Raw genomic sequence first — 14,146 nt, 5'->3', positions numbered from 1 at the left:
TTATTGCCTTACTTGAATTAACACATGTTTATTGGCTGCATCTTGGCCAAGAAACGAAGTCCAGCCGAGGGCGATATTCTGTTTCGCATCCAGACAAAACAGCGGCGCTTCTCGTTCATCCATCGCCAGCTCGAGGTCGTACGCCATCTGTTCGCGCAAAATAAACTCAACCAGCTTGCAAAGTGGCTGATACTCTTTACCGGAGGGCAAAAAGTCAGCAAAACGACTGCGAGATAACCGTTTGATACAGATAATAAATTTTCCACTGCAATCAATAACGGACTCGCCAATCACCGTGTCCATCCCCAACCGCGCATTCTGCTTGCCCAGCGCCAGTTGCTGACTCCGGTCAATCGATACCCGACGTCTGACCCACTGGCGAATTGAGACATCCGGTAAATCAAAACAGTGAGCAATAATGCCGGCCACGACTTGTGGCGAACGGCTACGTCCGGCCAGCGTGCCCGCGTAAGCCAGCATTTTGCACCAGTTGATCGGCGTTTCACCGCGAAGGTCAGGATCGCCCAACCCCACCAGCGCAAACAGCTGTGCAGAGAACACATCCTGCGCACCGGGCTGAAAACGTACGTAGTAACGGTATTTACGCCAAACGCGATAAACCAAATTAATCAATCGGTTATTGAAAAAATCGAGAAACGGCTGCTTATACCCTCCTGGCTCTTCCGTCACCAATTGCTCAAGGATGAACCCCGGCAGAGGTGACTGTGCACCGGAAAGGCCAAAAAAGTTGGTCAACATAACCCAGCGATCATCGTCACGCGCTTCAAGCGCCATCACATCACTGGGCGAAAAACCAAGGCTCGGGTTAGCACTGAATACCAAGCGGCAATCGCGCTCCCACTCTTCCGATTCGGGATTGATATCAGCCAGTTTTTGCAACAGCTCAACCAGTTGGTAGAAGTTGTATTCCCGTACATTGCCCGGCAAGCTCAACGGAGAGGCTTGCGCTGGATCTGAATTCAGATCAACGGCTGCATTCCGCTCTGTGTGCCCCATGAGTACTTCTCTTGATTGCTGATGTTAACCACGACTAATTCGTGAAATGAGTTGATGCTGGCGTAAAGTGCGAAGAAATGACTGAGTACCGTACCAAACAGGAACAAATCACCTTCCGAGCCAAATCCCGCTTGATCGACATACAAAGTCGATTGCAAACCACGCACAGGCAAACCACGTAGGATTTTATCAACCGGTTTAGATTCAATTTTGACTATGCCATCAAGGCGCATCCGTGCGACACGTTCAGCTTGCCTATCGACTAAGGCGCGAAAATCATAAGCGCGTAGCACACAGCTCAGTGCATCTTTTGAAAGCAGTGATAGGTAGTTCAGCGATAGATTCGAGATCAGCGTCCACAGTAAGCTGCCATCGAGAACCGGGCGCAGTGACTGCGAAGGCACCGTAATATTTTTGAATGTGGCAAAAGGGGGTGAGCTGTCGGTCGCCACACAAATATCCCCCACCCCAAGTTCCAATGGCAGCAAGCGATTGGTGCAGGTGAGTTTGATTGAGACGGCTTCATCTACGCCCATTGATAAGGTTTCATCACCGCGCACAAAAGAGATAAATGAATCAAAACCATCCCCCCGGATGCTCTCTTTGACTCGTGTGCGATAGTAAAGCGCTTGACGATGACGAACCCGTTCCACTTCATGTTGGAAGCTTTCAAAAGAAGAGTAGATACGCTTTTCTCCGCGGATCCGTTTGCCTTCTGACTGGGTATCTTGCCAACCAACCACTTGATCCACGCTGAAAATTTCATAGTGGGCAGGATAGCGACTGGACGGGACGATTCGATACTCTGAACGACGCCCAGTCAAATCGATCGGATCGGCATCATGCTCAAACAGATTGATGACCGGTGTGCAATAGAGTTGAAAATTGTCCTGACGCACTCGCGTATCAGCAGGCAATGTTTTCGAAAAATGGATGCGTAAGGTGAAATCACCGCTGACCGCTTTCGGTAAAGCTTTGGCAAAACCTTTTACATCAAAGAAGTGAAAGGCTTCAGGAAACGACAGGTACTCTTGCAAAATACGATAACCGTCATAGACATTCTTTGGATAAGGCAGCAAAGCTTGGTCACTTGAGAAACCAACGGTTGAAAACGCATCAGCAGGCAGTGCGAACTCGACACCTTGCACTTCAATGGTCATTTTTTGTAGATAATGGTGTAACCAAAGATAGAGAGTCTGCGAGCTGTATTTATCACCACCTAAGTAAAAACGTACGGTATCGAGCTTAGCGTCGCCTACTGTCATATCGCCCAGCATGCGCAACGAGATCTGAATGGTCGTGGCTTCACGTGTGTGCTCGGCATGAACACCTTGACACTGCATCGGATACAGCGCGACATCACGGCAAGTGTTGAAATGACATGCGGTGCCAAATACTGGCTTGCTATCCAATTGAGTATTACGTGGGATCAGTTGTTTTTCACTGACACTTTTGTCAGGTTCAAACGCCACCACACTCATGCTCGGGATAGGGCGCAGATAATTTGGCCACAGCATGTTAATGATGGAGTGAGTAAGTTCAGGGAACTCATCCTCCACCTTTTCGCGCAAACGCGCGGTAAGAAATGCAAAACCTTCCAAAAGACGCTCAACGTCAGGATCGGTCGTACGGCCATGAAGAAAACGCGAAAGCTGAGGGTGAATTTCGGTAAATTCTTTCCCCTGCTCTTTTAAAAAAGCGAGCTCTTCCCTGAAATACTTGTCTTGCGTCATAGAGGTTAAAACACTCGATATTTTCTGCTTTGATCCAGTAACAAACTAAACTGAACTTTATCGTGCAACGCTTCGCTATTGATGGTCGCGGTAATGTGGAACCTTAAAGTCAGCGGGTTAAAGCTATCTTGATCCGCTCTCACCAGAACGCGAGTTAAACGTGGCTCATAGCGCTCAAGGCACTGTTGAATAGCCAATTTAATTCGCACGGAGAGATCTAAGGTTTCCAACGTTGCATCATTAAAATCCACCAACCCGAGATGAGGGGCACTTTGCGCTCCGCCAATTCGAGTGTTCAGAATGTTAGAGACATTCCGTTTGATCGATTCGAGTACATCCCACGCGTCTGGCCCACGGGTCAGCGACATAGGTTTGGCGTTGGCTTCCAAACGTTCGAAAAAGCCAACACCAAATGCACTCTCTTCAGGTGCGATGTACGTCATAATCAGGCTTGATCAAGACGTCCAACTAATGACAACTCAAAGTTCGCACCCATGTACTTAAAGTGAGGACGAACCGAGAGTGACACCTGATACCAACCTGGATTGCCTTCCACATCCATCACTTCAATGCGTGCGGCACGAAGTGGACGGCGGCTACGTACGTCTGCGGGTGGGTTCTCTTGATCAGCAACGTATTGTTTGATCCATGAGTTCAGTTCACGCTCAAGATCTTGACGCTCTTTCCAAGCACCGATCTGCTCACGTTGCAGAACTTTCACATAGTGCGCCAAACGGTTGATGATCATCATGTACGGCAACTGGGTACCCAACTTGTAGTTGGTTTCCGCTTCTTTGCCTTCTTTGGTATTTGGGAAAACCTTAGGTTTTTGAATGGAGTTTGCAGAGAAGAACGCCGCGTTATCACTGCCTTTACGCATAGTAAGAGCAATAAAACCTTCTTCCGCCAGTTCAAACTCTTTACGGTCCGTGATCAGGACTTCGGTTGGGATCTTGCTTTGCAATGCACCCATAGATTCAAAGACATGCACCGGCAGATCTTCAACTGCACCACCACTTTGTGGACCGATAATGTTTGGACACCAGCGATATTTAGCAAAGCTATCCGTCAAACGAGTTGCGAAGGCAAATGCCGTGTTACCCCACAGGTAGTGCTCGTGCGAAGCACTGACGTTTTCCGCATAATTGAACGACTTCACTGGATTTTCGATTGGATCGTAAGGAACACGCAGCAGGAAACGAGGCGCAGTCAAACCAAGATAGCGCGCATCTTCCGATTCACGCAGTGAACGCCATTTGGTGTATTTCGGGCTTTCAAATGTCGACTTGAGATCTTTAATGTTAGGCAGTTCTTCGAAGGAGTCGATACCAAAGAATTCAGGACCTACGCTTGAAATGAAAGGAGCATGCGCCATGGCACCCAGTGCGCCCATGTATTGCAGCAGCTTCATATCAGGCGTTGAAGGGGTAAACGCATAGTTACCAATGATCGCGCCAACAGGTTCGCCACCAAATTGACCATAACCGGCAGAATAAACGTGCTTGTAAAGACCGGACTGAGCCGTTTCTGGAGCAAACTCGAAATCTTCCAGCAGTTCATCTTTGGTTACGTGAAGGATTTCGACTTTGTTATTTTCACGAAAATCAGTGCGATCCACGAACAGCTTCAAACCGCGCCACGCCGATTCCATCGCTTGAAATTGCGAGTTATGCAGGATTTCATCCATCTGTGCACTGATTTTCTTATCCAGTTCAACCAACATTTGGTCAACCAGAGATTTGTTGACAGGCTCAGCAGAGTGCTGTGAACCCATAAGATTTTCGATAAACGCTGCAACACCTTTTTTCGCGATGTCGTAACCCTCTTCGCTTGGTGCGATACGGGTTTGCGCCATAATTTCATCAAGAAGGCTGCCTTGAGCAAGCTGTGGCCTTTCCAATACCTTTTCAGTCGTAGACATCATTAAGTTCCTAATGAGTGATTAATTGATTAATAACGTTTGCTTACGCTTGTCGCTCTTCTTGACCACTGAGCAGATTCAGTTCTGCCAACAGTTTTTCTCTCGACTCTTCTGAGTTGAGTAATGACTGTAAACGCTCACGAAATGCGGGAATGTTGCCTAGCGGCCCTTTAAGGGCAACCAACGCTTCACGCAACTCAATCAATTTTTTCAGTTCTGGAACTTGCGATGCCACCGCATCAGGAGCGAAATCACCTAAGGATTTGAAATTGAGTTCAACAGGAAGCTCGGCATTCTCATCATCAGTCAGCTTGTTTTTCACCGTAGCGGTGATTTTCAGCTCGCTCTCGCGCATTACGGCTTCAAAGTTGTTCTTATCTACCGTGACTGTTGCACGCTCCTCCAATGGGGTTTGCTCCGAATGCCCTTTGAAATCACCTACAACCAGGGTTTTGAGTGGTAGCTCAACCTCAGCCTGTGCATCCCCCGTCGCCGGAATATACTTGATATTAATCCGCTCTTTGGGAGCTACACTTCCTTCTTTAGACATATTACGTCTCCAATACCTATGCCAAACGTTGTCAATGAAACAGTTGATTGAAATCATTCAATCAACCAAGAATCTTGAACATCCTTAGTGATAACTAAGGGCTCTCATTTCAAAATATGAAATAGAGTCAATCACTTCCGTGACACTGTGAGAAAATAAATCCCACACTAAGCCATGTCACAGAGTGTTGTTATATTTTGATATATTGATGAAAAATGGGCTTATTATGCAAACTTATCATTAGCAGCTTTTTGCTGCCATGTATCAGTTATCTGGTCTAAATATTGTTTGCGATGATCTAATACCCAATAAATATGAGATGGCATTCTATTCATGGAGACAAAAAAGTAATCGAAAAAAAACCCAAAGCGTGATCTTTTACCCAAAAATATATCCAATAACCATACTTAAATAATACTTAACAGGGAACTAATTATCCCAGTAAGCATCATGGTTGAAAAATGGCTGGTAATTTTCGAGTTGAAGCTCTATTTTCTCTGCAATTTCTTTTTCATGCTCATTTAATTGCATTGAAATATCGAGCAGTTGCTTTTGGCTATTTTGGTAGACATGACTCAAGCGATCGCTGCCTGCCACTTCTAAATATCGATTGAAGTAAGCCTTGGCCTGCTTAAGATCAGGCTCGACAAAACGATAAAACTCACTCTGCCCACTGAGAATACCGCCCATCGCCACCAAAGAAGTGAGATCGCCACGCTGTACTGCCTGCTGGCGCCAATAATAGGCATCTTGGTATTTACCTTTATTTTCAAGAAGTTGAATATAGTTTCTTATCGCAGGGATATAGCCCGTTTGCGCCGCTTTCAGAAACGTTTTTCGAGCTTCGGTTGCTCGGCTACCAGGCATGGGATAACTGCCCTCTCCTTGCTCAATCTGTTGCGCCATAAGCATCAGAGCTGCAGGGTGTTCAAACTCAGCTGCAATTGTTAAATAATGCTGGGCAAGCTTGGGGTTATCCTTTTGATGGTACAGCGCGAGCTCATAAGCGGCCTGACTCGGTTCACGCGAGCCTAGGTCAATCAAAGTATGGTAATAAGTTTGTTGCCATAAACTGCGTTCTGCAGCTCTGAGCCACTCACCGTTTTGATACAGCACTCGCATTGCTTGACGGCTTCCACCTTGGGCGGCGAGCAATAAATAGTGCTGGCTTTCAGGCGGGGTTCGAATGGTAGTTCGGTAGTTGGCCACTTCCATCGCGTAAAGATAAGCCGCATTAGGCTCACCAAGGTCTGCCGCGTATTTCAAATATTCGCGAGCCGCTAAATTCTTAAACTGGGCGCGAAGTAAACGACCATTCTCGTAGGCTTGTGTAGCACTCAACTGCTGCATATCGTAGTTTTTTTCTTCGCTAAAACTACGTCCTATAAACAGAAGAGTTACGATGAAAATCAGAGTCTTAACCAATGTTGACACTGCTTGCTCCCTGTAATACGCCACCACAATCGACCGCATCTCCAACCCTTGCTGCGGGTTTTCCATCAATCATCACCGTCCCAGAACCCGCAGCAATCGCTCGGCCATGTGAGGGATGCTTTGGTTTATCGTGAGGGGCCAAGGGGTCCCCAAGCCGAGCAGCTGGAATCCCATCATAACGCACAGTTGCTGAGCCTGCGGTCACTGGCGTTGGCGGGAAACCATCATGATCTGTACCTAAATGCCCTACTACGATTCCGTTACCCATATTCTGTCCTCATCGGTTAGTAAAATAGATTAAAGCAATTAACGTTCCATACTTTGGGAGGTCATTTTTGCTTATCAACCTCACAGCTGGGCAATTATTTGCCCAAATGGAACTAATCCTCGCCAACCAGGCAAAATCTTACCCACAACGCAGAGTTGTCAAGCAAATGTCAGAAAAATAAAAAACAGTTCATTTTTGTGTTTTCTCTTCATTTAAATGGAAAATTTAAAGTTAATAAGGTTAATAGCTTTATTTCATTATCTCTTAATTGAGAAATCTATTAAATTAATATCCTTTCAAGCTTATAGTTTAGTCGCAGAGTTTGAGCTTATTAATTAGCTCATCCTTATTAAGTAATTTTTACTTAATAGAATCCTAGACTATACATTAGCGTTAATAAGCCTTTATCACGAACATTTGGCCAGAATTCACTCATATTGATTATATAACAGACAGATGTAGTGTTATGGAACGATATGTTTTGAACATATAACATCGACAATTAATTAGGGTGAAAAAACATCCCTCCATTGAACTGTTATAAGTTGTATACCCAAACTACTTGGCGTTGCCGAAAGGCGGCAAGTGAGTGAATCCCCAATCACATAGATAAACTATGTGATTGGGGTGAGCGAACGTAACCAATAGCGCTGCAACTTCAAGTAGGCACGGTATAGGTCAACAATCACCAATAGAAACATAGACTGACAAGTTTCACCCAAGCAGGTAAGATGCGTCTTTGCTTTGCCCATTCTGTCATTTGTATGTCTGCACTGCCCGATTGCTTCACTCGTTTTACTTCTGTCATCACCCATATCGCGCTACCCGAGCGCTTTACTTATCCGTTTTGTTATCAGCCACACCCATTGTCTGAAATTGCAGCTGATGAGCTACAACAACATTTGCTCACTCAAACCGATTGGTATCACCCTTTTGGTTTAACGGAAACCGACCCACAAGCTCACGGCAAAATGTTTGGAGTACTGGTTGTGCAGCACCGCTCTGGAACCTTGGGTTATTTGGCGGCGTTCTCTGGTCAACTGGCTGAACAAAATCGGTTGCCGGGATTTGTTCCTCCTGTGTTTGATCGCTTTGCTGATGCGTCTTTTTTCAGAGTGGATGGCGATCAGATTGCGGTCATTAACCAACAAGTGCGAGAGCAAGAAACTGATCCGGAGCTTGCAGAACTCGCTAGTGCCCTTAAGCAATCTCAGTTACAAGCCGAGCATGAGCTGAGCCATCGGCGTACATTGCTCAGCAAGCAGCGTCACTTTCGAAAACAGCAACGCTTACAAGCAGAAGCGTTACCAGAAAAAGAAAAACACACTCTGTTGGCTCGTTTAGCGGAAGAAAGTGTGCAACAAAAGCGCCAATTACAGAGCCTCAAACAAGAGTGGGAACAGCGTATCGCAGCTTTACAGCATAGGTTAGATCATAAACTCATGCGCATTGAGCAACTGAAACAGCAACGTAAACAGCGCTCTGCGGCGCTGCAGCAAAAGCTTTTCTCAGCCTATCGTTTTGCCAATATCCGTGGTGTTGAAAAAGATTTGGTTGAGCTATTTTCCGTGACCAAAAACCCGCTCCCACCCGCAGGTTCAGGCGAGTGCGCGGCTCCAAAACTATTACACTATGCGTTCCAACATCAGCTGCGCCCTATTGCATTGGCAGAATTCTGGTGGGGGCGCTCCCCCAAATCGGAAATTCGTCAGCATAAGAAGTTCTACCCTGCTTGTCAGAGCAAATGCCAACCGATTTTAGCGCACATGCTAGAAGGGATGCCTCTGGAAGATAATCCTCTGCTCAGCAATCCGGCGCAAGGTCAAGACATCACCATTGTGTATCAAGATGACGCCATCGTGGTGGTCAATAAGCCTGCTGAATTTCTCTCTGTACCCGGTGTGCATGTGCATGATTCTGTATTGACGCGCTTAAAGGCTCAATTTACCCAAGCAGAAGGGGTATTTGCCCTACATCGTCTCGATATGTCTACATCTGGCCTCTTGGTATTTGCGCTGACGCGACGTGCTAACAAACAGTTGCAAAAGCAGTTTATTTCTCGTGCCGTCCAAAAGCGCTATGTCGCGCTTATCGAAGGAAAATTGAGCGAAACACAAGGTGAGATCCAGTTGCCTTTGTGTGGCGATCTGGATGATAGACCAAGACAAAAAGTGTGTTGGCAACAAGGTAAGCCCGCACTCACTCATTGGGAAACCGTGCAAGTGGAGCAAAACCGAACTCGTGTTTACCTCTACCCACATACAGGACGTACCCATCAATTGCGAGTACATTGTGCCCATCATCTTGGCTTAAATGCGCCGATCGTCGGTGACGATTTGTATGGCTTGCAAGACAAACGTCTGTTTTTGCATGCCGAACAGCTGAGCTTTGCTCATCCCTACACTAAGCAACCCATGACTTTCCAAGTCGAAGCAGATTTTTAACCGAATAAGGAAAGGGGCTCCACTTGAGCCCCTAACCATTCTTAAGCCACTTCGGTCGTGGTTGGTTTTAACAGCACACTGATGTCTGGCTCCTTCTGTACCGCAGGGACATGGCCTTCTTCCATCGCACTTAAGTAACAACCACTTAGTTTGATGGCTAAGTACATATCGGCACGCAGGACAATTCCACCTTCTGCAGTATTGATCCCAGTAAGGTCACACCAATGGCGTAAACTGCGCTTGCGTCCCGCCAGAATGAGACGGATACCGCGTTTTTTCAGGATGCCATGTAAGTCAGCTAGCATCGCCATCACACTCAGATCTAAGTGGGTAAAACTGGCCACGGCATCAATGATCACACAACCCACTTGGGTGCCTTCACGCTCCGTCTGATCGAGAATACGCCGCTTAAAATAAGGCGCGTTAAAATAGGTCAGCGGTGAATTAAAACGGAAAATCACCATGCCGGGGATCGGTTTTGCTTTCTCAGAACCATCGAGTGTGCGTAGCGTTCCTTCCTCATCCAATCCCATCATTTGATCAGTGGGGCGCATCACCAATTTGAGAAATTGGAATAAACCCAGCAGTACCGCCAAGGTGATCCCAGGAATAACTCCAATCACTAACACAGCGATAAAGGTGATGAGTGCGAGGTAAAACGCATCTTTATCGCGCTTTCTTAAATTCCAAACGCCTTTTAAATCGAGCAGTGACAATGAGGCGATGATCAGCACCACACCCAAAGCCGCGACAGGGATAAATTGCAAAGGCTGATAAGCAAAAACCGCCACCAGCGCAATAAACAAGGCTGCGATGACCGAAACCAGTTGCGATTTACCACCATTGGCGTCATTGACTGCGGTACGGGAATCGGCACCACTGATCGCAAAGCCTTGCGAAAAAGCAGCGGCGACATTCGCTACACCAAGCGCTCGGAATTCTTTATCCGCATCAATATCGTAGCCATTTTTGGCCGCAAAGCTGCGAGCGGTGAGCATCATACTCACAAAGCTCACCATAGCTAAGTTGAGTGCAGGCATAACGAGTTCACGGCTGATCCCTAAATCAAAAACCGGAGCTTGGAACTCAGGTAAACCGCCTTGGATAACCCCCACCACTTGCACACCCACGCCTTCAAGATTCAATGCCCACACTAATAAGGCCGCAACCATGATAGCAAACATCGCCGCTGGCCATCTCGGCTGCCAGCGCTTAACCACTAAGTAAATCGTTAAAGTGAGTGCACTCAAGCACAACGTTTGCCAATGCAAGGAATACAGCAGCTCTGGCGCTTCAACAATCCGTTCGAGCAGATAACGTTTTTCATACTTGAGCCCCAACACTTTGGCAAACTGACCGACAATAATCGTCAACGCCACACCATTGAGTAGACCTAATAAAATCGGCCTTGAGAGAAAATCGGCGAAAATGCCCAGTTTTAGCCGACTCGCCAATATGCACCACAATCCGGTCATGGCGGTCATGGTCATCACCAGTTGCCAGTGCTTCGTGGTATCTCCGGCGGCAAGAGGGGTCACCACAGCCGCAATCACCGCGCAAGTGGCAGCATCTGGCCCCACAATCAATTGGCGTGAGGTACCCATCAGCGCATAGACCAACATAGGCAAAACACACGAATAAAGTCCGACAATAGCAGGCACACCGGTTAACTGCGCATAAGCGATCGCTACAGGCAGCGCTACAGCCACAACAGAAAAGGCTGCTCGCACATCATCGGTTAACCATCCCCGTTGATAATCTTTAAATTGGTAGAGTCCGGGGAACCACTGCCTTATCCACACTGCTTTCACTTCATTCACCTGCTGACACTAAATCGTCATTGTTTTGCAACATAGTTTAGCGGAAATTACCGCAACTCTCTCGCTAATTTACTGATCTAAAATACCCTTATGTACTGATCCAACCACTGCAGTTCTAAGTTTTGGGTTCTCTTACATCAGGAAAGTATGGGACAATAGCCGCTCACTTTTTTGTGGTAGGTGGGAACGATGAAATTTCAAGCCGCTATTTTTGATATGGATGGTCTACTGCTCGATACCGAACGTGTCTGTATGCGAGTCTTTCAAGAAGCGTGTACCGCTTGTGGATTGCCTTTTCAGCAAGAGGTCTATCTCTCGGTGATCGGCTGTAATGCCCAAACCATTAATGGCATTTTGAGCCAAGCTTACGGTGAAGATTTGCCAAGGTTACATAACGAGTGGCGGCAGCGTTATAACGCAGTGGTTATGCATGAAGCCATACCACATAAAGATGGGGTGATCGCACTTCTTGAGTGGCTGAAAGCCCGTTCAATACCAACCGCTGTCGCGACCTCCACTCAAAAAGAAGTGGCGCTTATCAAGTTGCAATTGGCTGGTTTAGATCACTATTTTGCGAACATCACCACGGGCTGTGAAGTGACTCAAGGTAAACCTCATCCAGAGATCTATTTACTTGCGGCAGAGCGCTTAGGGGTCAAACCTCAACAATGCTTTGCGTTTGAAGACTCGAATAATGGCATTAAAGCCGCTATGGCAGCGCAAATGCAAGCTTTCCAGATCCCAGATTTAGTCAAACCGAGCCCCGAGGTCATCGCTCTTGGTCATCCTATTTGCACTAGCCTAAATGAGGTGATTGATCTGCTATCCGCCAATGACTAGGAGCTGCTGCTGACAGGCGGCAAGTAAATGACCCATTTATCTGGCACACATTTGCACAGCTTTTGGCCTTTAGTGAGAGCCAAGGACGGCTTTCATAAACAAAACTTATCAATGCATTGCTTTGCATTTCATTGTGTTACATAGTTTGGACCTATCTGCCACGCTGACGCTCTATAATGGCTAAGGAAAAGACTGTGATTTCAAAAGCACCGATGAGAATCGCGTTTGCCATTCTACTCTCACCCTTGATTATTTTTTTATTGGCTCAGCCGCTCTGGGCTCCGCTTGTCGCACAACATCTGCTTAATCAGAAATTTGCTGAAATTAATCAATATCTTGAGCAACGCAGTCTGGCTTTAGACAGTATGATCACGCAACAAGTCCAGTCGCTGACGTTTACTTGTAGCAGCCATGATCTACAGCTAATCCGCGACCCACAGTTTTACAACCGATTTGTTCGTTTGATCGGCATTGAAAATGCACAAGGTGATGGCTGTTCCACCGTAGGTTATCCGATTGCTCTTGCGGCGGATTCATCGGCCTCTGAGCCGATGGGCTTCACTCTCTCTGCAACACCTAAAACCCAAACAGCTTCACGAGAATTGTTGATCCAATATAGCGAACCAAGAGGCCGCGTCTTTTGGGTAGTCGATGGCAGTTGGGCGCAAGAGCTGCTTCGCGAACCTTGCTCTAATTGTTTTTACTTACAGTTTAAGTTTTTGGATCCTATGCTCAGTGAGTTGGCCATTCAGCGCGGCAACATCGCCATACTAGGGGAATCCAATCCGCTTTCTATTCGCCAGCATTCGGGTAACGCTCCTTTCCATAGTGAACAAACCCTGCTTGCTGGTGAGACTTTACTCACTTTTGCACGACAACAGGTTTTCACTTGGGGGATCCCTCTCGCAGTACTGCTTGGCGTGTTTCTCTCAGCAAGCTATTTGATTTTACGTAACTATCGTAATTCTATTGAAGGCTTGATTGAAAAAGGCATCAGAGATGAAGAGTTTATTCCCTATTATCAGCCCATTGTCGATTCAAGAACGCAAGAGGTCGTAGGTTACGAAGTGCTACTACGCTGGCAAAAAGGCCACCAACTTGTACCACCCAGCCTTTTCATCTCTGTAGCAGAAGATTCTGGCTTGGTCGTCAAGATCACCAACCAACTTATTCAACAAGTCTATCGCGATCTCGCGCTGCTCCCAGCCGAACGTTGGGTGAGTATCAATGTGGTAGCCGACCACCTTGAGCAACACCATCTAACACATTTATTGGAAGAGCTACATTGGCCATACAGTGAGCGCCTTAAATTTGAACTTACCGAACGAGTCCCGATCAAGGCCATGACTCAAGCGCAAGAGGAAGTGTTTTACCTCTTGAAGAAAGGGTATCAGTTTAAAATTGATGATTTTGGTACTGGCTACGGTGGCTTTGCTTATCTACAAAACTTACAAATCAGTAGCATCAAAATCGACAAAATGTTCGTCGATACCATCAACACCCACGATGTAAAAATCAGTGTATTAGATTCGATCATCGCTTCCGCTCAAGGAGGAAACATTGAAGTCATCGCAGAAGGGGTTGAGCACCAATACCAAGTTGATTACTTAGCAGAACGAAATGTGTTTTGGATTCAAGGCTATTTTTACGCCAAACCGATGCCATTAGAGCAAGTTTTGGCATTTGAAAAACAACCCTCGATACCGTTAGACTTTGCCACAAGCAAAACATAATGAAGGAACCCGTTATGCGGCAAAATGGATTAAAAGCGTTATTGGCCTTATTGAGTGCTTGGTTTAGCTCTGGAGCTCAAGCTTCCGAGCGCGCAGAGCTCGCATGGCAGATGGTCAATGAAGGTGCGCTCTTGATTGATGTTCGAACCGTCGAAGAATATGCGCAAGGGCACCTCGATACAGCACTAAACTGGCCACTGAGCGAGGTAGAAACCGCGTTTAACGCCATCGAGAAAGAGCGCCCTATCGTGCTCTACTGCCGCAGTGGCAATCGCTCTGGCATCGCTCAGAAATATTTGATTGAACAGGGCTATACTCGAGTGCATAACGGTGGTGGTTATGAAGAAATGCGCCAAGCAGCGAACAAATAGCTGCGCTGCTTAGCC

12 protein-coding genes are annotated in these 14,146 nt (G+C 46.7%); 4 read left to right on the top strand and 8 right to left on the bottom strand.

What is annotated here, in order from left to right; genetic code table 11:
• The 7 genes from tssG to R4537_RS00560 all read right to left on the bottom strand — a co-directional run bounded on the left by tssG (nucleotide 1) and on the right by R4537_RS00560 (nucleotide 6,923).
• On the bottom strand, nucleotides 1–1,017 hold the full coding sequence (tssG, locus tag R4537_RS00590) for a type VI secretion system baseplate subunit TssG (protein ID WP_000510174.1): 1,017 nt from the start codon (nucleotides 1,015–1,017) through the stop codon (nucleotides 1–3).
• The gene (tssF, locus tag R4537_RS00585) at nucleotides 981–2,750 is read right to left on the bottom strand and encodes a type VI secretion system baseplate subunit TssF (RefSeq protein ID WP_057643641.1); all 1,770 of its coding nucleotides are present in this window, start codon (nucleotides 2,748–2,750) and stop codon (nucleotides 981–983) included. Before tssF ends, tssG begins: the two co-directional genes overlap by 37 nt.
• Before the next feature lie 5 nt (nucleotides 2,751–2,755).
• A complete protein-coding gene (gene tssE, locus R4537_RS00580) occupies nucleotides 2,756–3,193 on the bottom strand; it encodes a type VI secretion system baseplate subunit TssE (protein ID WP_000220999.1) in 438 nt (145 codons plus the stop codon).
• A 2-nt stretch (nucleotides 3,194–3,195) separates the two neighbouring features.
• Nucleotides 3,196–4,671 carry a type VI secretion system contractile sheath large subunit gene (gene tssC, locus R4537_RS00575; protein WP_000108140.1) on the bottom strand — a complete coding sequence of 492 codons (1,476 nt, stop codon included), beginning with the start codon at nucleotides 4,669–4,671 and terminating at the stop codon, nucleotides 3,196–3,198.
• A gap of 43 nt (nucleotides 4,672–4,714) precedes the next feature.
• Entirely contained in the window at nucleotides 4,715–5,221 is a 507-nt protein-coding gene (gene tssB / locus R4537_RS00570; protein ID WP_071178973.1) for a type VI secretion system contractile sheath small subunit, read from the bottom strand.
• A gap of 429 nt (nucleotides 5,222–5,650) precedes the next feature.
• A complete protein-coding gene (locus R4537_RS00565; RefSeq protein ID WP_071179042.1) occupies nucleotides 5,651–6,571 on the bottom strand; it encodes an SEL1-like repeat protein in 921 nt (306 codons plus the stop codon).
• Between the two features lie 67 nt (nucleotides 6,572–6,638).
• Nucleotides 6,639–6,923: a type VI secretion system PAAR protein gene (locus R4537_RS00560; protein ID WP_000526403.1), complete on the bottom strand. Its 285-nt coding sequence runs from the start codon at nucleotides 6,921–6,923 to the stop codon at nucleotides 6,639–6,641.
• 764 nt (nucleotides 6,924–7,687) lie between these two features.
• Between R4537_RS00560 and R4537_RS00555 the strand changes: the two genes are divergently transcribed.
• A complete protein-coding gene (locus R4537_RS00555; protein WP_071178972.1) occupies nucleotides 7,688–9,367 on the top strand; it encodes an RluA family pseudouridine synthase in 1,680 nt (559 codons plus the stop codon).
• A 41-nt stretch (nucleotides 9,368–9,408) separates the two neighbouring features.
• Here R4537_RS00555 and R4537_RS00550 read toward each other — a convergent pair whose 3' ends face one another.
• Nucleotides 9,409–11,187 carry a SulP family inorganic anion transporter gene (locus tag R4537_RS00550; RefSeq protein WP_080483446.1) on the bottom strand — a complete coding sequence of 593 codons (1,779 nt, stop codon included), beginning with the start codon at nucleotides 11,185–11,187 and terminating at the stop codon, nucleotides 9,409–9,411.
• Nucleotides 11,188–11,376: 189 nt separating this feature from the next.
• Between R4537_RS00550 and R4537_RS00545 the strand changes: the two genes are divergently transcribed.
• From R4537_RS00545 to R4537_RS00535, 3 genes are all read left to right on the top strand, one after another.
• Nucleotides 11,377–12,027, top strand: coding sequence for an HAD family hydrolase (locus R4537_RS00545; RefSeq protein WP_071178971.1), 651 nt, complete (start codon nucleotides 11,377–11,379; stop codon nucleotides 12,025–12,027).
• A gap of 176 nt (nucleotides 12,028–12,203) precedes the next feature.
• Nucleotides 12,204–13,760 carry an EAL domain-containing protein gene (locus tag R4537_RS00540; protein ID WP_071178970.1) on the top strand — a complete coding sequence of 519 codons (1,557 nt, stop codon included), beginning with the start codon at nucleotides 12,204–12,206 and terminating at the stop codon, nucleotides 13,758–13,760.
• Nucleotides 13,761–13,774: 14 nt separating this feature from the next.
• Nucleotides 13,775–14,131 (top strand): rhodanese-like domain-containing protein, encoded by a 357-nt coding sequence (locus R4537_RS00535; protein WP_001249602.1) that lies wholly within the window; start codon nucleotides 13,775–13,777, stop codon nucleotides 14,129–14,131.
• Nucleotides 14,132–14,146 lie beyond the last annotated feature (15 nt).

The organism is Vibrio paracholerae (assembly GCF_037672085.1).
GTDB classification, from domain to species: Bacteria; Pseudomonadota; Gammaproteobacteria; order Enterobacterales; family Vibrionaceae; genus Vibrio; species Vibrio cholerae.
Note: the sequence above shows the minus strand (reverse complement) of the source record. Positions and strands in the feature narration are given on the sequence as shown.